Annotated in this window: 15 protein-coding genes; 11 read left to right on the forward strand and 4 right to left on the reverse strand. The window is 44.1% G+C overall.

Features of this window, described 5'->3' with window-relative positions; genetic code table 11:
• Window positions 1–202: 202 nt before the first annotated feature.
• Complete coding sequence (gene gltB, locus V7K73_RS22910; protein WP_334883342.1) at window positions 203–4,960, reverse strand: glutamate synthase large subunit; 4,758 nt, start codon at window positions 4,958–4,960, stop codon at window positions 203–205.
• A 1,016-nt stretch (window positions 4,961–5,976) separates the two neighbouring features.
• Here gltB and V7K73_RS22915 point away from each other — a divergent pair.
• The 9 genes from V7K73_RS22915 to V7K73_RS22955 all read left to right on the forward strand — a co-directional run bounded on the left by V7K73_RS22915 (window position 5,977) and on the right by V7K73_RS22955 (window position 15,781).
• On the forward strand, window positions 5,977–8,016 hold the full coding sequence (locus V7K73_RS22915; RefSeq protein ID WP_334883344.1) for a phosphodiester glycosidase family protein: 2,040 nt from the start codon (window positions 5,977–5,979) through the stop codon (window positions 8,014–8,016).
• A gap of 415 nt (window positions 8,017–8,431) precedes the next feature.
• Complete coding sequence (locus V7K73_RS22920; RefSeq protein WP_334883345.1) at window positions 8,432–8,851, forward strand: cupin domain-containing protein; 420 nt, start codon at window positions 8,432–8,434, stop codon at window positions 8,849–8,851.
• Window positions 8,852–9,079: 228 nt separating this feature from the next.
• Window positions 9,080–9,409, forward strand: a complete 330-nt coding sequence (locus V7K73_RS22925; protein ID WP_334883347.1) for a HesB/IscA family protein — start codon at window positions 9,080–9,082, stop codon at window positions 9,407–9,409.
• 148 nt (window positions 9,410–9,557) lie between these two features.
• Window positions 9,558–9,941 (forward strand): 30S ribosomal protein S12, encoded by a 384-nt coding sequence (gene rpsL / locus V7K73_RS22930; protein ID WP_045868172.1) that lies wholly within the window; start codon window positions 9,558–9,560, stop codon window positions 9,939–9,941.
• Window positions 9,942–10,469: 528 nt separating this feature from the next.
• Window positions 10,470–10,940, forward strand: a complete 471-nt coding sequence (gene rpsG / locus V7K73_RS22935; RefSeq protein ID WP_190914111.1) for a 30S ribosomal protein S7 — start codon at window positions 10,470–10,472, stop codon at window positions 10,938–10,940.
• A 138-nt stretch (window positions 10,941–11,078) separates the two neighbouring features.
• Entirely contained in the window at window positions 11,079–13,157 is a 2,079-nt protein-coding gene (fusA, locus tag V7K73_RS22940; RefSeq protein ID WP_334883351.1) for an elongation factor G, read from the forward strand.
• Between the two features lie 23 nt (window positions 13,158–13,180).
• Window positions 13,181–14,410, forward strand: a complete 1,230-nt coding sequence (gene tuf, locus V7K73_RS22945) for an elongation factor Tu (protein ID WP_334883353.1) — start codon at window positions 13,181–13,183, stop codon at window positions 14,408–14,410.
• A 183-nt stretch (window positions 14,411–14,593) separates the two neighbouring features.
• Window positions 14,594–14,911 (forward strand): 30S ribosomal protein S10, encoded by a 318-nt coding sequence (gene rpsJ / locus V7K73_RS22950; protein ID WP_017320518.1) that lies wholly within the window; start codon window positions 14,594–14,596, stop codon window positions 14,909–14,911.
• 222 nt (window positions 14,912–15,133) lie between these two features.
• A complete protein-coding gene (locus V7K73_RS22955; protein ID WP_334883355.1) occupies window positions 15,134–15,781 on the forward strand; it encodes an LON peptidase substrate-binding domain-containing protein in 648 nt (215 codons plus the stop codon).
• A gap of 340 nt (window positions 15,782–16,121) precedes the next feature.
• On the opposite strand, the gene pheA is transcribed toward V7K73_RS22955, so the two are convergent.
• Entirely contained in the window at window positions 16,122–16,997 is an 876-nt protein-coding gene (pheA, locus tag V7K73_RS22960) for a prephenate dehydratase (protein ID WP_334883357.1), read from the reverse strand.
• A 439-nt stretch (window positions 16,998–17,436) separates the two neighbouring features.
• On the opposite strand from pheA, the gene V7K73_RS22965 reads away from it, so the two are divergent.
• Both V7K73_RS22965 and V7K73_RS22970 read left to right on the forward strand, forming a co-directional pair.
• Complete coding sequence (locus V7K73_RS22965) at window positions 17,437–18,291, forward strand: class I SAM-dependent methyltransferase (protein ID WP_334883359.1); 855 nt, start codon at window positions 17,437–17,439, stop codon at window positions 18,289–18,291.
• Between the two features lie 183 nt (window positions 18,292–18,474).
• Window positions 18,475–19,062 (forward strand): DUF1997 domain-containing protein, encoded by a 588-nt coding sequence (locus tag V7K73_RS22970; RefSeq protein ID WP_334883361.1) that lies wholly within the window; start codon window positions 18,475–18,477, stop codon window positions 19,060–19,062.
• A gap of 164 nt (window positions 19,063–19,226) precedes the next feature.
• Here V7K73_RS22970 and V7K73_RS22975 read toward each other — a convergent pair whose 3' ends face one another.
• Window positions 19,227–19,883 (reverse strand): ribonuclease HII, encoded by a 657-nt coding sequence (locus tag V7K73_RS22975; protein ID WP_334883363.1) that lies wholly within the window; start codon window positions 19,881–19,883, stop codon window positions 19,227–19,229.
• An 8-nt stretch (window positions 19,884–19,891) separates the two neighbouring features.
• Window positions 19,892–22,027 carry an Rne/Rng family ribonuclease gene (locus V7K73_RS22980; protein ID WP_334883365.1) on the reverse strand — a complete coding sequence of 712 codons (2,136 nt, stop codon included), beginning with the start codon at window positions 22,025–22,027 and terminating at the stop codon, window positions 19,892–19,894.
• Window positions 22,028–22,183: the final 156 nt, after the last annotated feature.

Consider the following 22,183-nt stretch of genomic DNA (forward strand, 5'->3'; position numbering starts at 1 on the left):
TAGTTGCGCTTTAGCGCTAAAGCGCAACTACGAGCCAAATACAGAGATTTTACTTTTCGTTACATAGTTTGGTTTTTTCTCGCCGACCTACTTAGACGTAATTAAATATAAGATTAAACCTCACCCTCAATCCCTCTCCGATATTTTGGAGAGGGAAGCTGGATAGAGGGTGAGGTTTTTATATTTAATTTGACCTACTTACTTAATGACTGCTGACTAAACTGAACTCAGTTGTTTTATTTTGCGGATCAGCTTCGGGACTATCAGCTTCAGAAGGTGGTACTAACTGCCAGAATTTCGGCAAAAATTCTTGCCAGTTTTGCAGAATTTTATTCGCCTTTGGTGAACCAGTGCGTTCCGCATGAGTTTTGATTAACTCTTGCAGTTGTTTTGCACCTGCTTCTGTAATCACCCGTTGGATTTTGACAATTTCTGGGTTGACTAACTCACGAAATGAGTCGTTTTCATCCAAGAAGTACGCCAGTCCACCAGTCATTCCGGCTGCTACGTTACGTCCTACTTTGCCGAGGACGACAATTACACCACCAGTCATATATTCACAACAGTGATCCCCAGCGCCTTCAATCACTGCTATGCCTTTGGAGTTTCTTACAGCAAAGCGCTCTCCGGCTAGTCCGTTAGCAAATAACACGCCACCAGTAGCACCATAGAGGCACGTATTGCCAACTATCACGTTTTGTGATGCGTTATAGGTAGCATCACTTGGAGGTTTGATGATGATTTCACCACCATGCATCCCTTTTCCTACGTAGTCGTTTGCTTCTCCTGCCAGGTTGAGAATTATACCAGGGAGGTTGAACGCACCAAAGCTTTGCCCAACACTACCTGTAAAGTTGAGATTAATTTGTCCTTCAAAGTCGCTATCACCGTATTGAGAAGCGATCGCACCCGCTAATCTTGTACCTACTGTTCTGTCAGTATTAACAATAGGGTAAGTTTTGGTAACAGTGGACTGATCCCTAATGGCAGTCTGAATGTCGGGATCGGCAAGCATCAAGTCATCCAAAACCACACCGTTGCTGTGGACTTCTTCATGCACTAACCAACTACGATTGTCTCTGGTATCTGGTAGCTTCAGTAAACAGTCTAGATTCAGCGATCGCGTTTTGGTAAGTTTTGCCTCTGGGCGCAGTTTCAACAAATCTGCACGTCCAATAATTTCTGACAAAGAACGGTAACCAAGTCGTGCTAATAAACTACGCACTTCTTCGGCGATGAAGTAGAAGAAGTTGACAACCTGTTCTGGCATTCCCGTAAACCGCTTACGGAGTTCTTCTTTTTGAGTAGCAACACCTACAGGGCAGGTGTTCATGTGGCAAACTCGCGCCATAATACAGCCTTCAGCAATCATGGCGATGGAGCCGAAACCAAATTCTTCACCGCCCATCAATGCACCTATTACCACATCCCAGCCACTTTTCAGACCGCCATCTACGCGCAAAATCACGCGATCGCGCAGGCTATTTTCCATCAAGACGCGATGCACTTCACTTAAACCCAATTCCCACGGGGAACCCGCGTGTTTAATCGAACTTAGTGGTGATGCACCTGTACCACCATCATGGCCAGAAATCTGGATGATATCAGCGTTTGCCTTAGCTACACCAGCTGCGATCGTCCCAATGCCAACTTCTGCAACTAGTTTCACCGACACCTTTGCTTTGGGATTAATTTGGTGCAGGTCAAAAATCAGTTGCGCTAAGTCTTCAATGGAATAGATATCGTGGTGCGGTGGTGGTGAAATCAGCGTTACACCTGGCTTTGATCGCCTTAACATCGCAATGTATTGGCTCACCTTGGGGCCTGGTAGCTGTCCACCTTCCCCAGGTTTAGCACCTTGGGCAATTTTGATTTCAATTTGTTTGGCGTTGACTAGGTACTCTGGTGTGACACCAAAGCGTCCCGATGCAACTTGCTTGATGGCACTATAGGCTTTATCACCATTCCGCAATCCTTTTAAATGAGGTAGGGTTGGCGAATGACCATCGTTTACATCATCTAGAACTGTATAGCGCACTGGATCTTCGCCGCCTTCTCCAGAGTTAGATTTCCCGCCAATCCGGTTCATGGCGATCGCTAAAGTTTCATGAGCTTCTCTTGACAAAGCGCCTAAAGACATGCCGCCGGTGCAGAAGCGCTTGACAATTTCAGTTACTGACTCTACTTCTTCTAGAGGAACAGAGGGGCGATCGCCTTGAAAGTCCAACAAGTCACGCAAAGCTGTTACTGGTCTACCTTGGAGGTGCTTTTTGTAGACTTCGTAGTGGTCGTAGTTTTTGCCATCTAGAGCCTTATGCAGCGCCTTGACCATTTCTGGGCTATTCATGTGGTACTCGCCACCAGGACGGTATTGCACAAAGCCCAGGTTTTGTAACTTATTGGCCGTCAGTTCTGGGAAAGCTTTACTGTGGAAAGAAAGCACTTCATCAGCGAGTTCGCTAACACTCAAACCACCGATCCGGGAAGTCGTACCACGGAATCCCAGGTCAATTAAATCTCCCCCAATGCCAATAGCTTCAAAGATTTGGGCTGCTTGATAGCTGGATAGCAGAGAAATTCCCATTTTGGAGAGAATTTTTAGCAAACCTGACTCTACTGCTTTGCGATAGTTTCCTAAAGCTTGTTCTAGGGTGAGGGTTGCAATTTTTTGCACACCCATTAACTTTTGAGTTTTGGGATCAGACCACCAATCACGCACCGTATCCAAAGCCATATACGGGCAAACTGCACCAGCCCCGTAGCCAATCAGACAAGCAAAGTGATGAGTACTCCAGCATTGGGCAGTATTGACAATTAGGGATGTTTTCATTCGCAACCCTTCCCGAATCAGGTGATGATGTACAGCACCCACTGCTAACAGGGGAGGAATGTATGTATTTTCTGTACCGATCCCTTCATTGCCCCCCTTATTAAGGGGAGCCAGTGCGTTGGGCGGCTCTGCCGACTTGAAGCAACTGGCGTGGGTTGGGGGGATCTGGTCGCTTAAGATTAAAATCTTTGCACCTGCGCGGACTGATTCAGCGGCTTGTGCTTGTAAAGATTGGACTGCGGCTTTTAATCCTTCAGGACCACTGGCGATCGCAAATAAGGTTGATAACTCAGCTGTGGCAAATCCTGACAGCTTAATTGCCTCTAATTCACCATCCGTTAACACTGGCGATTCCAGCTTCAATCTCCGAGCATATTCTGCCTTGGGTTCTAATAAGTTACCCCGTTCACCCAGTTCGACTTTCAGAGACATCACTAGCTTTTCCCGTAGGGGATCGATCGCTGGGTTCGTCACCTGAGCAAAACGCTGTTTAAAATAGTCATACAGCAGGTGGGGTTTTGTTGACAACACTGCTAAAGGAATATCATCCCCCATGCAGAAAGTCGGCTCTGAACCTGCGATCGCCATTGGATGAATCACCATTTCTACATCTTCTGTGGTGTAGCCAAAGGCAGTTTGATGCTGAAGTAAGGTTTGCTTGTCAATTGTCACTTGTCCTTGGTCATTTGTCATTTGTCCTTTGCCATTGCCATTTGCTGATGACGGATTACTAATCACCAATGACTTTAATTCTTGACGGTACTGTTGCAGCCATTCCCCATAAGGGTGCTGCTTGGCAATGCGCTGCTTAATTTCCCAATTCTTCAGAACTTCATGGTTGACTAAATCCACGGCAATCATTTGTCCTGGGCCGAGTCTACCTTTCTCGACTATATCGGCTTCTGGAAAGTCCACTACACCAGCTTCGGAAGCTACAACAATGTAGTCATCCTTAGTGATCAAGTAGCGGGCTGGTCTTAAGCCATTACGATCTAGTGTTGCACCAACTTTTTTGCCATCACTGAACACTAAAAGCGCTGGTCCGTCCCATGCTTCTTGCAGTCCACTGTAATATTCGTAGAAATCAACAATTTCTGGATATTCACCTAAAGAAGGCTGATTTTGGTAAGCCTCTGGAACCATAATCATTAAAGCTTCCAAGGGGCTGCGTCCAGAAGACACCAGCAATTCCAAAACGTTGTCTAAAGTAGCTGAGTCGCTGTTATCAATATGAACTAATGGCCTGAGTTCCTTGATGCGATCATCCCATACAGGATGATTCAGGATAGCTTCTCGTGCCATCATCCAGTTGATGTTACCCAACAAAGTATTGATTTCGCCATTGTGACCCAAAAGCCGCATTGGTTGAGCTAAAGGCCACTTGGGCATTGTATTGGTACTAAAGCGGCGATGATAAACAGCAAAGGCGCTTTTGTAAGCTGGATTCTTTAAATCGTCATAAAAGCTGCCCAATACGGCAGAACGCACCATGCCTTTATAGACAATTGTGCGGCTTGACAACGAGCAGATATAAAATTCTTCTGAGATGTTGGTTGCAACTTTACTAATTCGGCGGCGGGTAATATACAATTGCCGTTCTAATTCATCGCCGCTTTTGTCAACAGAAGCTAACAAAACTTGTTCAATCTGGGGTTGATTTTCTCTTGCTTGTACCCCAAGTAAATCAGGTTGCACTGGCACAACTCGCCAACCAAGTAAAATAAATTTTTCTTCCTCCGCTACTTGCTCAACTGCAACCCTAGCTTTTTGTGCTGCTTCCTGGTCTTGTGGTAGAAATATCATCCCAACAGCTATATTATTGATGGATGGAAATTCCTTTCCACTTTCGGCAAAATCTTGTTGAAACAACTCCCAAGGGATAGCGGTCAATACTCCAGCCCCATCACCAGAATCTTGATCGGCGCTACAACCTCCCCGGTGTTCTAAGCAGGTTAAAGCAGCTAAGGCTTTTTCGACAATTTCGTGACTGGTATGATTTTGGCGATGAGCAATAAAACCTACACCACAGGCATCTCGTTCTTCTACTAACCACTTTTGCCCCTGATAGGTATCTCTTGAGTTGATATTCGCTGTGATTTGTTGGTCTTGATTCATCGGTTTATTATTCATACCCTGTTCCTGAAGTATTGAGTTACCAATTTTGCCACTACGTTATGGGAAAAAATTTCTAAATTCAGCGATGGAAAAATATACAAGCACCGAAATTTAGGGAAAAAAAATTTTAACTTCGGTTTTACCTTGTTAGTTCACCCGTGTTAAAATGCTTGCGTATTTTTTATGTATTTATGTGGTGTTAGACAACTTACCTCCGCCAAGACATCATTTTTGCCCTGACAGTTTCTTTTTTATATTTTGAAGCTAAGTATTTTCTCAATTCCCTTTTTCCAGATGCACGCTAGCTACTCATAGAGCCTATTTCGGCTCACCTGAAACAAAACTAAAACTGAAAGCTGTACTATCTTCTAAAGCCAAAGTCAAAATAATTCATAATTGATCGTGACGATCAACTACTCGCTCTAAGCCTTGGCGTAGCCTCTCCCCTTCTCCCTTTGGGAGAGGCTAACGCCAAGGAACAAGAGAAGGCTTTAAGTTACGCTACCTTAATTCGTAGTTGCAATCAGTGGGGGGTTGTACCCTCCATTGTGTTGTTAACCACTAAATTTTTAATTTAGTGTGGGCTGCTGTACCCTTTTAATTACGAATTACGAATTATTTAGTTATCCCGATCAGCAATAAAATCAGCGTATTACAATATATACCCATTTGACAATTCCCAAATATCGTTGTTGTCTAGAGTTTTGCCGCTTATCAGTTGGCACATGTATTACTATTAACTAGACCTTACTGAATTAGCAACGTTCAGTCAGGATTAAATATCTTAATCTAGTTTTGATTATCAAAACTACCGTGTATAGTGTCGTTAGAATTAGTGCTAGTTAAAACACTTGATTGCAGTGGCTTTAGCGTCTGAATAAATTGATTGGCGTTTAGAAGAGACAGCTAGCCAATATATAGAATAGCATTTTTTAAAAAAATTAACTCATGTTTTTTTTATATTTCCAAATAATTAGTTAGTTTATACCTTGGCTGATAGTTTTGAAAAAACCTCGTAAATAATGGTAAAAATGCCGAATTATTGCCAATCAGGGAATAGCGATCGCAAAGCCAAGGTCAAAGGCGATCGCAGATTTTTCTGGGCTACTGTCTCACCAATATTTTTAATAACACTATGCTTAACTACTACCTATACTACCAACGCCCAATCAATACCCAGGCTGATCTCCCAGTCACCAGCACTTGCTTTAACAGGCGTAGTATCCTCTGGTAATCAAATTTCCCTCAATGGTCGTACTTTACCAGCAACATGGTTCCAGCGACCTGGAAAAGCTGGTCGGATTACAACTCATCTGAGTGATGGGGCATTTAGGCAGTTAATTGGAGTAAATTTCTTAAACAGTAGTAACTCAGCAAGGCAACCAATACAGTGGTTTTCATCGGTGATAAAGCCAGAGGTTTTATCCACCAAGCTACTAGGCGCATATCGCTATTTGGATATTAGCAATTTTGCTCAAACATCTGGATGGGAAATCCGAACCAATGGCAACATTTTGGTGATTGCTACCCCAAAAGCACAAATTACAAATATTGTTCAGAGCCAGCAACCTACAGATGCGAGTGTAACTCCTTTGCAACAGGCTCGCATTCTTGTTGATTTAGATCGTCCAACACCCTGGCAAGTTGCACAAGGATCAGCTATTAAAAAAATTGAAACTCCATCTTCTGACCCAGACACACCAACCCCAAAACCCACTACACCGGCGAATCGAGAGTGGACAATTACTCTGGATGGAATAGCCGATCCCCTTTTGATAGAACGCTATACCCCCCAGCCACCAGCAGCACCAGCAGCACCAACATTGCTGCCAAACTTGCTCAAACAATTATTACCAGTTACACCAACACAACCAATACCAGCAGCCCCAGCCCCTGAACCACTAATTGAACAAGTAGAGGTGGTGAAAAACCAAACCATAATTAGTCTGAGCGTTCCCTTCGGTCTATCGCCTCAAGTTAGTACTGTAGATAACCCCAATCGCCTGATTATTGATATTCGACCCGATCCCCTAGAAGAAAGAGATATTAGTTGGGCCCCTGGATTGCGCTGGCGACAGCATTATATCAACTTAGGCACAGAACGCTTCCCGGTGGTCTGGTTAGAAGTTAATCCCCGTAAATTTGGGCTAACGTTGAAACCTATGTGGGCTAGTCCTGATGGGCTTGCGGGTACTGCTCCCTTAATTCAAACAGCACAACGTTACTTAGCAGTAGCTGGAATTAACGGTGGTTATTTTAACCGCAATAACAGATTCCCCTTGGGTGCAATTCGTCGGGATGGTCAGTGGTTATCAAGCCCCATTCTTAATAGAGGTGCGATCGCTTGGAATGATTCTGGTCAATTTTACTTCGGTCGTCTCACCTTAGAAGAAACTTTAATCACAGCAAATAACCAGCGCCTACCAATTCTGTATCTTAACAGTGGCTACATCCAGAGTGGCATTGCTCGTTACACCCCAGCTTGGGGATCAACTTATACGCCCTTGACAGATAACGAAATTATTCTAGTGGTACAGAAAGACCAAATTACTCAACAGTTACCAGGCGGCAAAGTTGGTGAGACGGCCGTTCCCATTCCCCAGGATGGCTACCTACTAACCTTACGCGCCAACGCTGCTAGTGCTGCCTCACAGCTACCGATTGGAACCGCAGTAACTATTTCTAGCGCCACTGTTCCCACAGATTTTAGTCGTTATCCCCAGATTATCGGAGCAGGTCCTTTATTAGTCCAAAATCGTCAAATTGTCCTCGATGCCAAAAGCGAACAATTCAGCAATGCCTTTATTGCCGAAAAGGCTATTCGTAGCGGTATTTGCACAACAGCAACAGGCACATTGATGATTACTGCCATACATAATCGTGCAGGCGGCTATGGCCCTAATTTGGCAGAACATGCCCAATTGCTGCAACAGATGGGCTGTGTGGATGCCCTAAATTTGGACGGAGGTAGTTCTACCAGCCTTTACTTAGGAGGACAACTACTCAATCGCTCACCTACTACAGCTGCTCGTGTTCATAATGGAATTGGTATTTTCTTGAAACCACGATAATGAGGCAGTGGGCAGTGGGGGATGAGGGAGATGAGGGGGATGAGTAAAAACTCCTAACTCCTAACTCCTAACTCCTAACTCCTAACCCCTAACTCCTAACTCCTAACTCCTAACTCCTAACTCCTAACTCCTAACTCCTAACTCCTAACTCCTAACTCCTAACTCCTAACTCCTAACTCACCACTCTTAATGCCCAATCTTTCTTAAAGTTTAGAACAAGCTGTAATTTTGCTTGATGAAGACTTGGTGTAGATGCAAGAGTTTTAGTAGTGATGATTTACACCGTCACGTTTGATTTTGCTATCTTTATCAAGGTGCGACGAAATTGCTGATTTCCAACGTTGCAACATAGCGCCAGATTTTTAATCAATAGTAAGAGTACCAACGGTTTGTTATGTCTCCAAATGAGGTAACTATGGCTCGATATCAAGAAACTACACAGACTGAAACTCTACATCTACCTTCAACTATCACATCCAAAGGCGTTGCTGCAACCGAGTTACGTCCTTGGGGTGCTTTTACAGTTTTGGAAGAAGGGCGCGGATACAAAATCAAGCGCATCGAAGTTAAGCCCGGACACCGCCTCAGTCTACAAATGCACCACCACCGCAGTGAACATTGGATTGTCGTCTCTGGTACAGCTAGGGTAACTTGTGGCGAGAGAGAAGTACTACTGAGCAATAATGAGTCAACCTATGTACCCCAATGTACATCTCATCGTTTAGAGAATCCTGGCGTGATCCCTTTGGTGTTAATTGAAGTCCAAAATGGCGAATACTTGGGAGAAGATGATATTATTCGCTACCAAGATGACTATGCCCGTACTAAGGATTAAAGCTCTAATCTAAAAACTCAATACATTTTTGTGCAAACCAGCTTTGGGAACCACTGCACCCCAGAAGTCCCTACCTAGTTAAGGTGGGGACTTAAGCATGTTGTGCTATAAATGTAGTAATAGCGATCGCACTCATAGCTTCGATGATTTGGAATTTTTAAGAAGCTAGGATTAATCCATCTGTCTGTAAAATGAAGATGGGGTCTTCAATTGCAAAAAACGAGTTCCATGATTAATCTGAGTCAAGCAGCCGCCAGTGAGATTGGGCGAATAAAGTCCAAGCAGCAGCCAAATGTCTTGTTTCGATTGGCAGTAAAACCAGGTGGTTGTTCCGGGTTATTTTATGATATGTCCTTCGATGAAGCAATAAAAGTTGGCGACCAGGTTTTCAACTTAGACGAGATTCAAGTAGTTATAGATGCCACAAGCTTAAATTACGTTAACGGGTTGAGGGTGGATTATTCAGAAGACTTAATGGGTGGTGGTTTTCGGTTTCACAACCCCCAGGCGATCGCCACCTGTGGCTGTGGTAATTCATTCTTGACAACTAGTCAATAGTCCAAAAATTAGCGATCGTTTGCCAATAACAAAGGAAAAATGACCCAGTAATTAAGGAAAAATTACAATTGACATAAACCCATAAAAAACGATATAATTAGGATTTGTTAAAACTTAGACATATAAGCAGCTTTACGCGCTGTAACTCATGCCAACAATACAGCAGCTAATACGTAACGAGCGCGAACAAGCGCGTCAGAAAACCAAGTCCCCGGCTCTGAAACAATGCCCCCAACGTCGGGGAGTTTGTACCAGAGTATACACGACCACACCAAAAAAGCCGAACTCAGCTTTACGTAAAGTAGCGAGAGTCAGACTTACCTCTGGATTTGAAGTCACAGCTTATATTCCAGGTATTGGTCACAACTTACAAGAACACTCAGTTGTGATGATTCGTGGCGGTCGGGTTAAGGATCTACCAGGCGTGAGATACCACATTATCCGTGGCACCCTAGATACAGCCGGAGTCAAAGACCGCAAACAAGGTCGTTCCAAGTATGGAACCAAACGTCCTAAAGCAGCGAAAAAATAGGATTAGGCGATTAATCGCACCCAACACGGTTAATCGTCTACCCCAGAAGCGCTCAAGGATAAAAAAGTATCAGGGTCTGTGTTCTAAGAGCAGTTATGAAAGCTGCTCAAGTCTGTTTAAAAAAATCAAGCAAGCTACATCTACACTAAGCGAGCAAGTGTAGAAGTTCAGAAAAGAACGCTGTAACCCACAGCAGAACTCTAATCTGAACATTAAAGTTTAGAATGTTGTCGCCTTGAGTATTTAGTTGCAGCTAGCAAGTAAATGAATTTTAGATTTTAGATTTGCAATTTTGGATTGGTCGAACCCACAAGGGGATGAGGCTTACAGACTTTTGATTTTTTCCAATCCTTGTGGTCGGAACATCTAGCAAAAACTCTAATCCAAAATTGGCGGTCAAGAAGTCAGCCTTGCTTGCAACAGTCGAAAACAAAATTGAAAAAGTCTGAGGGTTGGGTTCCACAGCTTTTAGTTTCCGGTGTCTGATAGCATATAATTTCGTTGCCAATTCCGAATTAAAGGTGAAGTATGTCTCGTCGTGGTGTTATTCAAAGGCGCCCAGTTCCGTCTGACTCTGTATATAACAGTCGCCTTGTGAGCATGATTATCAGGCGGATCATGCGTCATGGCAAGAAATCACTTGCCGCCCGGATTGTTTATGAGGCATTAAAAACTATTGAAGAACGCACTGGTGCTGGTGCCTTAGAAACCTTTGAAAGAGCAGTGCGAAATGCCACGCCTTTAGTAGAAGTAAAGGCTCGGCGCGTTGGTGGAGCAACCTACCAAGTACCAATGGAAGTGCGTACAGAACGGGGTACTACCCTAGCGCTGCGTTGGTTAGTACAATATTCCCGCTCCAGACCAGGCCGGACAATGGCAAGCAAACTGGCAAATGAATTAATGGATGCTGCCAACGAAACTGGCAATGCAATTCGGAAACGCGAAGAAACGCACCGGATGGCGGAAGCTAACAAAGCATTCGCACACTATCGTTACTAAGTAGAAAAGCGATATATCGCTCTCCAGAAGCGCTGTATCGTAGATTTACAAATAGAAGACGGTTTTCCCTAAAAGTATAGAATCTTAACAAAGAGTAATATACAAGATATCATGAGGCAAAAACTATAGGAGGTAGCTGTGGCACGCACGATCCCGCTAGAGAAAGTACGCAACATTGGTATTGCGGCGCATATAGATGCGGGCAAAACAACAACAACAGAGAGAATATTATTTTACTCTGGGATAATTCATAAAATTGGCGAAGTTCATGAAGGAACTGCCGTCACAGACTGGATGGAGCAGGAGCGGGAGCGGGGAATTACCATTACTGCTGCTGCTATCAGTACCAGCTGGAAAGATCATCAAATTAACATTATCGATACTCCGGGTCACGTAGACTTCACAATTGAAGTTGAGCGTTCCATGCGCGTGTTAGATGGTGTAATCGCAGTATTTTGTTCTGTGGGCGGCGTGCAACCGCAGTCTGAAACAGTGTGGCGGCAAGCAGAACGCTACAAAGTACCTCGAATAGCCTTTATCAACAAGATGGATCGCACCGGAGCGAACTTTTATAAAGTTCACGAGCAAATCCGCGATCGCCTGCGGGCAAATGCGATCGCCATTCAACTACCAATTGGTAGTGAAAATGACTTCCAAGGTATTGTTGACCTAGTTGGGCAACGTGCGTATATTTACGCAAATGACCAAGGAACCGATATCCAGGAAACTGATATCCCGGAAGCATTGCAAGCGCAGGTAGACGAATTCCGCACCAAGCTCATAGAAGCCGCAGCCGAAACCGATGATGCTTTGATGGCTAAGTACTTCGACGGCGAAGAACTTACAGAACAGGAAGTAAGAACTGCCATACGAAAAGGCACAATTGCAGGGACGATTGTACCAGTACTTTGCGGTTCAGCATTCAAAAACAAAGGCGTGCAGTTGATGCTGGATGCCGTTGTAGATTACCTGCCAGCGCCAAGTGAAGTACCGCCAATTCAAGGCTTACTACCCAATGGCGATGCTATTGAGCGGCGGGCTGATGACAACGAACCCCTAGCGGCTCTGGCATTCAAGATTATGGCTGACCCTTACGGTCGCCTGACATTTGTTCGTGTTTATTCTGGTGTCCTGAAAAAGGGCAGCTACGTTCTCAACGCTAGTAAGAATAAAAAAGAACGAATTTCCCGCTTAGTTCTGATGAAGGCAGACGATCGCCAAGATGTCGATGAACTGCGGGCGGGTGATTTAGGAGCAGCTCTTGGATTGAAAGACACCTTGACAGGTGACACGCTCTGTGATGAAGGATCGCCAGTAATTCTGGAATCCCTATTCATTCCTGAGCCTGTGATCTCGGTAGCGGTTGAACCCAAAACCAAGAACGACATGGACAAACTGTCCAAAGCTCTGCAATCTCTCTCAGAAGAAGACCCCACCTTCCGAGTCCGCGTCGATCCGGAAACAAACCAGACCGTGATCGCGGGAATGGGAGAGCTACACCTAGAAATTCTAGTAGACCGGATGTTACGAGAATTCAAGGTGGAAGCGAATGTAGGTGCTCCACAAGTAGCTTACCGAGAAACAATTCGGAAAGCTGTGAACAAAGTTGAGGGCAAATTCATTCGCCAAAGTGGTGGTAAAGGTCAATACGGCCACGTTGTGATCAATTTGGAGCCTGGAGAACCCGGTAGTGGCTTTGAATTCGTTTCCAAAATTGCTGGCGGTACAGTACCTAAAGAGTACGTTGGCCCTGCAGAACAAGGGATGAAAGAAAGCTGCGAATCTGGTGTTCTAGCTGGATATCCATTGATTGACGTTAAAGCGACGCTAATTGATGGGTCATACCACGATGTAGACTCTTCAGAAATGGCTTTCAAAATCGCTGGCTCAATGGCGATGAAAGAGGCTGTGCTGAAAGCTTCACCTGTCATCTTAGAGCCTATGATGAAAGTTGAAGTTGAAGTTCCTGAAGACTATATGGGGAACGTCATTGGCGACCTCAACACCCGCCGAGGGCAGATTGAAAGCCAAAGCACCGAAAAGGGACTCGCTAAGGTAACATCCAAAGTTCCACTAGCGAGCATGTTTGGCTACGCCACTGATATCCGGTCAAAAACGCAAGGTCGGGGTACCTTCACGATGGAGTTCAGCCACTACGAAGAGGTGCCTCGCAGCGTAGCTGAAACTATCATTGCAAAAAGCAAAGGGAACGCTTAGTTAAAATAAGGAAATGAGCATTCATGGCACGCGCAAAGTTTGAAAGGAATAAACCCCACATTAATATCGGTACAGTTGGCCACGTTGACCACGGTAAAACTACCTTGACAGCAGCCATCACCATGACCTTGGCAGCTATGGGTCAGGCTGTAGCTAAGGGCTACGACCAAATTGATAATGCCCCAGAAGAAAAGGCACGGGGTATTACCATCAATACCGCTCACGTAGAGTATGAAACTGCAAGTCGGCACTATGCTCACGTAGACTGTCCAGGACACGCTGACTATGTGAAGAACATGATCACCGGTGCTGCCCAGATGGACGGAGGTATCCTCGTAGTTGCTGCTACCGATGGTCCTATGCCCCAAACCCGCGAACACATCCTGTTGGCAAAACAGGTAGGCGTTCCCAGTCTGGTTGTCTTCTTGAACAAAGAAGATTTGATGGATGACCCAGAACTCTTGGAACTAGTAGAACTAGAACTTAGAGAATTGCTTTCCAGCTACGATTTTCCTGGCGATGATATCCCCATTGTCAAAGGATCGGGTTTGCAAGCTCTGGAAGTCATGACTAAGAATCCCAAGACCAAACGCGGTGAAAATCCGTGGGTAGATAAAATCTACGAATTGATGGATGCTGTAGATTCTTACATCCCCACTCCTGAGCGGGATGTTGATAAACCCTTCCTGATGGCTGTAGAAGACGTGTTCTCAATTACAGGTCGTGGTACTGTCGCCACCGGTCGGATTGAGCGGGGTATAGTCAAAGTTGGCGATAACGTTGAACTAGTGGGTATCAGAGATACTCGCGCCACTACCGTAACTGGTATTGAGATGTTCAAGAAGAGTCTCGACCAAGGTATGGCTGGGGATAACGCTGGCGTACTACTCCGGGGTATCCAAAAGGCTGATATTGAACGGGGTATGGTCATCGCCAAACCTGGTTCAATTAAACCTCACAATGAATTTGAAGGTGAGGTGTATGTCTTAACAGAAAAAGAAGGTGGTCGTAAGACTCCATTTTTCGCTGGCTACCGTCCCCAGTTCTACGTGCGGACAACCGATGTAACTGGTACCATCAAAGCCTACACCTCCGATGAAGGCAAAGAAGTAGAAATGGTGATGCCAGGCGATCGCATCAAGATGACAGTAGAATTGATCAACGCGATCGCTATTGAACAAGGTATGCGCTTCGCTATCCGCGAAGGTGGCCGCACCATCGGTGCTGGTGTCGTCTCCAAAATTATCAAGTAGCACCTTTTGGCTCATAACAAAGGAGCAGAGATGGTCTTTATTGTGCCTCTCTGCTCCTTTCTCTTCCCTCTATAAATAAGGTAATAGGTTACAGGGAACAGGTAATAGTTTTCTGTAACCTTTACCCTGTAACCTTTAACCTGTAAATACTTCCCTAATTACGCAGAACCTGGAAAATTAAAGATGGCAACTCTACAGCAGCAGAAAATTAGAATTCGCTTACAAGCTTTTGACCGACGCTTATTAGACACATCTTGCGAGAAGATTGTAGATACAGCTAACCGCACCAATGCTACAGCTGTAGGCCCAATTCCTTTACCAACAAAACGCCGGATCTATTGTGTGCTGCGATCGCCTCACGTAGATAAAGATTCACGGGAACACTTTGAAACCCGTACTCATCGCCGGATTATTGATATTTACCAGCCCTCTTCTAAGACTATTGATGCCCTGATGAAATTGGATCTACCATCGGGTGTAGATATCGAAGTCAAACTTTAATTTAGTCATTAGTTATTGGTCACTTTTACTGAGCGGTGCCGAAGTATTAGTCATTAGCAAAGAATAAATGACCAATAAAATTAGTATAAGTTTTTACATAGCCCTGAAGAAATATATCTCAGGGCTTTTATTTAGGTAGGAAACAAATGATAGAATGTAGATAAAGTACGGGAAAATCAGAGAAAAAGAAATTTTAAAGATTAAGTTTATACCAAGATAACAATGACATCATCTTCTAAAATTGCAGTTCGTGAACTACCTCTGTTCCCGTTACCCGAAGTAGTTCTGTTTCCTACCAGACCATTGCCTCTGCACATCTTTGAATTTCGCTACCGAATCATGATGAACACGATTTTGGAGAGCGATCGCAGGTTCGGTGTTTTGATGGTCGATCCTGTTAAAGGTACAATTGCAAACACTGGTTGCTGTGCGGAAATCGTTCATCACCAACGGCTGCCAGATGATCGAATCAAGATGTTGACTTTAGGGCAGCAAAGATTTAGGGTATTAGAGTATGTTCGGGAAAAGCCATATATGGTTGGCTTAGTTGAGTGGATTGAAGACCAACCACCGGCTAAAGATTTGCGACCTTTATCAACTGATGTAGAACAACTACTGCGAGATGTTGTGCGTCTATCAGCCAAATTAACGGAACAAAATATTGAACTGCCAGAAGATTTGCCTGACCTACCAACAGAGTTATCTTATTGGGTAGCAAGTAATCTTTATGGTGTCGCCGCAGAGCAGCAGTTATTGCTAGAAATGCAAGATACTGCAACTCGTCTTGAGCGGGAAGCAGAAATTTTAACCTCTACTCGGAATCACTTGGCGGCTCGCGCTGTTCTTAAAGACACGTTTAATGAAAAGTGAGGAGTTATTAATTAGTTAGGAGTTATTAATTAGTTAGGAGTTAGGAGTGAGGAGTGAGGAGTGAGGAGTGAGGAGTGAGGAGTGAGGAGTGAAGGAGTTAAGAGTGAGGAGTCAGGAGTGAGGAATAAATAACAAAAAATAAAATATTGGCAACTTATAATTTATATTCCCTACGTGATAACTGATAACTCCTAAATCCTAACTGATAACTGATAACTGATAACTCCTAAATCCTAACTGATAATTCCTAACTCCTAACTGATAATTCTTAACTCCTAACTCCTAACTCCTAACTCCTAACTAATTAATAACTCCTAACTAATTAATAACTCCTCACTTTTCAAGTAACAGCGCTGATTGGCAAAACATTGTAAGCGCCAAGTATTTTTAAAATTTCTGTGTGGATAGTTAATTCTGCTAAAGCAGATTGCATTTGTGCTTCCTTGGCATCCGCTTCTAAATCCATGAAAAACAAGTATTCGCCTAGCGATCGCTTCGTCGGACGAGATTCAATCCGGCTGAGGTTAATTCCTAGTTGAGCAAATATTTGCAAAGGTTTGAGCAATGCTCCGGGTGTATTGGCAGGCATACTAAAAGCCAGTGACGTGTGACTGGTAGGCACTTTTGATACCTGATATCCAGCGTCAACTTCACCCTGACTTACTACCCAAAAACGAGTACAGTTTTCTGGATAGTCGTTGATACCACTAGCAAGTATGGGCAGGTTGTAGAGTTGCGCTGCTCTACTAGATGCGATCGCTGCCGTTGTTGTCTCTTGCTCTAATCGCTGTAGTGCTTCGGTTGTAGAATTGCTGGGAATAATCTGTACAGTCGGGAGAAACTGCTCTAACCATCCCTGACATTGTGCCAAAGCTTGCGGGTGAGAGTAAACAGTTTTAATTTTATCTAAGCTAGACGCGCAAGAAATTAACGTATGGACAATAGGTAATACTAAGGCTAGTTGAATTTGCAAAGTGTTCAACTGCCACAGGGTATCTAGTGTCATAGCCACACTCCCTTCAATAGAATTTTCCACAGGCACAACAGCCAAGTTGGCTTGGCCATCAGCAACGGCGTGCAGTGACTGGGAGATGGTGGGATAAGGACATAGGCTAGCTTCAACTCCCGTACTTTTAGTTAGCCAGTTGACATAAAAAACAGTTGCTTGTTCTGTATAAGTGCCGGGAGGCCCTAAATGTGCGATCAATAAAGTCATACCTTTAGCCTTGAGTTACAAGTTGAATACGTAAACAGAGATTATGATATTTTGGTTTTGGCAAATGTATCTAACATCTACTCTTACTAAACGAATAGGCCGAAATATGTATCCAGGAAAATAAGTTATGGAAATCAGTCTTCTAGCAGATAGATTTCCTGGCACTTTTTTTGCTAAATTCCTCTGAATATTTAAGAGCAATTATATTAGTTTCTGACCAAATAACAATTCATATTCTTGATTTTGTGTCAAGAATTAAATTTTAATACCAATTCAAAAAATGTTTACGATAGATAGGGCATTCAAAATGTAGTCATAACCAGTCAGGGAAGCAACAAGTTCTGGGGTAAGTAGGCGTATTAAGGGTTAAGAATTAATCGGTAATGCGATAGAGCCTGAGTTAGTGTTAAACTGAGTCGCAGTTAAAGGGGACTTGCCAATGGTTGAGCAACTTAGCTTAAACAATTACAAGCAGAAAATCGCTGATTTATACAACCAAAGAAGTCAGACCTACGACGATACCAATTGGCATTTGCAAATTTGTCGTCGTTTACTTGAATATTCACAAGTCAGTTCTGGTCATCAGATTTTAGACATTGGAACTGGGACAGGGCATCTTGTACTCGAAGCATCTCGAATTGTTGGAAATTCCGGTCGAGTCATTGGTGTAGATATTTCTGCTGGGATGCTGGAACAAGCAAGGGACAAAGCTGAAGCTTTAGATTTAGGCAACGTTGAGTTTCAACTGGCAGACGCTGAATTACTCAATTTTCCTGCCAACAGTTTTGACCGAATTTTGTGTGCCAACACATTCCCTTGGCTAGAAAACAAAGCAGTGACATTACGCCTCTGGCATCAGTTTCTTAAACCAGATGGACTGATTGGCGTTCATACTCCTGCTGAAACAGCCTATGTCGGCTATGTGGTGTTTCGGGAGATACTTACGAGGTACGGAGTAATGCTAGAACCGAGTAATCGCCTTGGAACATTTGAAGAGTGTCGGAAACTGTTCTTAAGTGCGTGTTTTGAAGCGGTTGAAATTAAAACTGAGCAGCACGGTAGCTACCTGAGCTTAGACAAAGCAAAAGCAGCTTGGGGCGGCAATTCTTTTCCAACGCCTGGACAACCTGAAAAACCCTTATCAAGACTTTCTGAAGCGCAGTTAGAACAAGCCAAAGCCGAATTTGAAGCAGAGTTAGAGGCGCGACAAACAGAGCAGGGCGTGTGGGATGATGTTACAACTTGGTATGTGATAGGTCGCAAGCCAAAAAATAGCATCTTACATAGTAGTTGAGCGCACCCCTAATCTATATTTATTGAACTAAAGATAGTAATAAGCGTACCAACTTTTTGCTAGTGATGTATAGCTGATAAGCAACAATCATTTTTATGGTCAATAAATTTTGTAATTTTTTAATAATTAGATTTAATTTATTAAAAAATATTAAAATTAAGAAACAGATATTTTTATCCGCTCATGGCTACCCGGTTTACTGCCTCCCAATCGGTTGAAATCCCTGTTCCAGAGCAGCCTATTCCCATTCAGCACTACTTGCGCCAGCCTCAACGTCTAGTTAAGGCTTTGGCTGACAATAGTAGAATTGACCAGCTTTCTGAAGAAGTATTTCGTTTGAAAATGCGTCCGTTAACTTTTATGTCATTGAGTATTCAACCTACTGTAGACATGAGAGTTTGGGCAGAATCAAATGGAATAATTAATTTGCGATCGCTAGGCTGTGAAATCCTGGGCTTCGAGTATATTAACCAGCGCTTTGCTCTCAATTTAAAAGGGTATTTGTCTCCTAAAGAGTTAAGCACAGGTACTCGCCTACAAGGAAGGGCTGATTTAGAAGTGCTGGTGGATTTGCCACCGCCATTTTCCTTCACTCCTAAGCCAATTTTAGAAGCTACTGGCAATGCTTTGCTCAAAAGCGTACTGTTATCGGTCAAGCAACGGTTATTAAATCAACTTTTGGCGGATTATCGCTACTGGGTGATATCACAAACCAAAGATAGAGGACTTAGCGGTAACAGTACTGAATTGCCAATCCTGAATGCTGAGTAATTATTTAACTAATTCGGAATTCGGAATTTTCGGGTTGAATTTCCCTTTCTTGGGGATGCGGAAGCTACCCTTATAGTTGGCTAAATTTTCAGAGGTGGTCTAAATCTCCTTATATAACTGTTTTTAATTACGAATTACGTTCGCGCAGCGTGCCGGAGGCTCTATTACGAATTACGAATTATTTTGATTTGGCAAGGACGAAAAGACTGACGATGTAGGGGCGAGGGTCCGTATTGTTGCAGAGCCAGCAAGTGCTGCTGGCTACCATAACCCTTGTTACACTCCAGGCTGTACATAGGGTATTTTAATGCTAGACGTACTACCAGTTCGTCACGCCAAACCTTAGCGACAATACTAGCAGAGGCAATAGCGAGCGATCGCTCGTCCCCCTTAATTATTGTTTGTTGCGGCAATAGCAAGTCTTTGATTGACTGATTACCATCAACCAGGCAGAGTGCAGGCTGTACCTTTAACTTCAGTACAGCCCGCTTCATTGCTAACAGCGTTGCTTGCAAAATATTTATCTTGTCAATTTCGGCAGTAGAAGCAAACCCAATTTTCCAGTCTATAGCCAGCGCACAAATCTGCTGCGCTAGCTGAGTTCTCCGAGAACTAGATAACTTTTTACTGTCTTTGATTTTAGCTGCCATCAGTATTGGCAGAGCATGATCTGGTAGGATCACTGCTGCTGCCACCACAGGGCCAAATAGAGCGCCTCGCCCTACTTCATCAACACCTGCAACCAACCCTGGAATCCCTGACAAGGTAGAAAACTCCAGCCAATTGGATTGTTCCAAGGGCGTTGGCGACGTTTCTACCATAAAGTAAATTAATTATCCTCGATCGCTGAGGAACGACGGCGGCGGCGACGGCTGGCAATGGCGGCGCTGTTGGCATCACTTTCATCTTCGTTAGCGGAAGCTTTCGCAGACAAGCTATCCGTTGGGCTAGCAGTCAACTCAGATGGTTCAGTTATCTCTTCTATCAAAGGTTTTGGTTCTGGCTCAATAACTTTTGGTATTGGTAGCTTGCTTGGGATTATTTCAGGTGTTGCTTTTTGGACAATAGTTGATTCTGAGATTGATTGAGTTGGAGTCGTTGGCTGTTGACCAGGTTGAATTACATTAATAATCACAGACTTGGTATTTTTAACCTCTTGCTCTAACTTAACCAAGGGAGATATTCCCATCAAAGCAAAAATATCCTGTTCCTGGAGGCTCATTTCTACAGTTCTAATCTCCGGTGGTTCTACCACTGGTTTAACTGGCTCTGCCTTGGTAATTTTAGTCCGATCTATAGTCCGATCTATTACAGTGCGCTCTACTCTTTCACTCCAACCTGGTTTACTAAGGGTGGGTGAGGGAATCTCTGGTGCAACTCCTAGTTCTGGTTCAATATCAAGGTCTAAGTCTGGCTCGTTGACAAAAGCTAGTGGATTGGCTATAACCCGAGTTTCATCTTTCCCGTTTAACCCATTGATGGGAATTCGACTGCGGCGAGTGCGGGTACGACGCTTATTATCATTAAGGTCTTGATAACTAGGATGATTGATCAGATTTAGGTTACCCGATTCTGAGTCGCCCTCAAATGCTTCCCCAAATCCATCATAGGTTTCTCGTGGTTCTGGGATGCGGGCAGATGGCTGACGTGGTTCTCGGTGAGGCAGGGATACAAAACGCTCACGTTCACGCTCTGGTGTTTCTGCTGGTATTGGTAATCGGTTTTCGATTTCTCCAGGCAGACGCACAGTATGTCCTAAACCGCCACAGGTGGGGCAAGTATCACCAAACAATTCGTAAATGTTTTGACCTTGGCGTTTGCGAGTCAATTCTACTAAACCCAGTTCGGTTAATTGGGCAATCTGCGGACGAGCTTTGTCTGCTTTGAGTGCTTTATTAAAGTGTTCGAGAACTTGTAGTTGATCGCGTCGTGATTCCATATCAATAAAATCAACAACGATCACCCCAGCAATATTCCGCAGACGCAACTGGCGAGCAATTTCTGTTGCAGCTTCGCAGTTTGTCCACAAAACTGTTTCTCTAGCTGTTGCCGATCGCGTGAAGGAACCTGAGTTAACATCAATTACAGTTAATGCCTCTGTCGGCTCAATGATGATGTAGCCTCCAGAAGGTAGGTCTACTCTCGGTTTGAGGGCTTCTCTAATAGCGGCAGTGATGCGGAAGTACTCTAAAATGGGGGAGCGATCGCGGTGATGGTCAATTAACAATCCCTGCGGTGTTTGACCGCCGCTCCAGTTCTGCAAGTACTGTTTCACGCGCTTCAAACCAGTACTGGAATCTACGACAATTCGATTTACATCCGCGCCGTACATATCCCGCAATACGCGCTGAATGAAGTCATCGTCTCGGTTGAGTAGGGCTGGTGCACGGGTGGAATGGGCTTCCTGTTGAATGGCTTCCCATTGCTTTTGCAGCAATTCCAAATCTTCCATAATCGCTTCTTCGGGTTTGCCTTCTGCTTCTGTACGCACAAGCAAACCCATTCCCGCCGGTTTGACCAAAATTGCTAGTGCTCGCAAGCGGTTGCGCTCACTTTCACTTTTAATCCGTCGGGATAAATTTACGCCTCTACCATAAGGCATCAGTACTACGTAGCGTCCGGGTAAGGTGATATTACCCGTAAGCCGGGGGCCTTTTGTCCCCGTTGGCTCTTTCATTACTTGCACCAAAACTTTCTGCTGTGGTGCTAGTAGTTCTGTAATTGCTGCTGCGGTACGCTTTAGCTTTAATGGCCCTAAGTCGGTGACGTGAATAAAACCGTTGCGCTCTGGGTCGCCAATATTTACAAAAGCCGCATCTATCCCAGGCAATACGTTTTCTACTACTCCTAAGTAGATATCACCTATTTGGTGATGACCCGTAGCAACAACTAGTTCTTGTATTTGATCTTCAGAAAAGACAGCAGCAATTTGGTGCTGCTCCGCGATGATAATTTGTTTTGGCATTCAATTTCCTCAAAATTGGCAGCACCAATAGGTCTGGAGGTTTGTTATACCTTTGTTGCCCCTGCAACCCTCAAAAGGCGCTACTGATAATAAAAATCGCAAACCTGAGCTTCTAAATTAAATAGCTATTGGCGCTCTTAAGAGCATTTTTACGGC

Source organism: Nostoc sp., from assembly GCF_036916975.1.
In the GTDB taxonomy this organism is placed as follows: Bacteria; Cyanobacteriota; Cyanobacteriia; order Cyanobacteriales; family Nostocaceae; genus Nostoc.